Genomic DNA, 991 nt, shown 5'->3' on the forward strand with positions numbered 1-991 from the left:
CCGCGCACAGTACGGCGATCACCCCCGGGATGCTGCCGCTCATCGGGCTGAGCCAGGCGGAGATCGACCGGGTGGTGGCCACGGTGCCCGGAGGGCTGGCCAACATCCAGGACATCTATGCCCTCTCGCCGCTGCAGGAGGGCATCCTGTTCCATCATCTGCTGGCCAGCCAGGGCGATCCGTACCTGCTGGTCTCGCAGATGGCATTTGCCGGTCGTGACCTGCTGGAGCGCTATCTGGCGGCAGTGCAGCGGGTGGTGGACCGGCACGACATGCTGCGCACGTCGTTTGTGTGGGAGGGGCTGTCCAGTCCGGCGCAGGTGGTGTGGCGCCAGGCGCGGCTGGAGGTGGTGGAGGTTGAACTGGACGAGGCTGAGGGGCCGGCTCCCGAGCAGCTGCGGCGCCGGTTCGATCCGCGCGGGCAGCGCATCGATCTGGGGCGGGCGCCACTGATACGGTTTGTGACGGCCCGGGAGCCGGGCAGCGGGCGCTGGCTGCTGCTGGCGCTGCAGCATCATCTGATCGGCGATCACACGACCTCAGAGGTAATGCATGCGGAGGTGCGGAGCGTGCTGGCGGGACGCGGGCACGAGCTGGCCGAGCCGCAGCCATTCCGTAACCTGATAGCGCAGGCGCGGCTGGGTGTGGGAGAGCAGGCGCATGAGCAGTTCTTCCGGGAGATGCTCTCGGGGATTGACGGGCCGACGCTGCCGTTCGGGCTGGGCGAGGTGCGCGGCGACGGCAGCGGGGTGGACGACGAGGCGCGGCGGCAGTTGCCGCAGGCGCTTAACGACCGGCTGCGGCAGCAGGCGCGGCGGCTGGGGGTGAGCGTGGCCAGCCTGTGCCATCTGGCGTGGGCGCAGGTGGTGGCGCGCAGCAGCGGGCGCGAGCAGGTGGTGTTCGGCACGGTGCTGTTCGGGCGCATGCATGGTGGCAGCGGCGCGGACCGGGCGATGGGGCTGTTCATGAACACGCTGCCGGTGCGGCTCGA

General features: G+C 70.4%; 1 protein-coding gene. It reads left to right on the top strand.

Going from position 1 to position 991, the window contains the following annotated elements; translation table 11 throughout:
* Positions 1–29: 29 nt before the first annotated feature.
* Positions 30–991, top strand: a 962-nt coding sequence (locus tag VSR82_RS39820) for a condensation domain-containing protein (RefSeq protein WP_498858907.1), incomplete at its 3' end; no start/stop codon positions are given.

The sequence above is a fragment of the Burkholderia sp. JPY481 genome, assembly GCF_038900515.1.
Lineage (GTDB): Bacteria > Pseudomonadota > Gammaproteobacteria > Burkholderiales > Burkholderiaceae > Paraburkholderia > Paraburkholderia youngii.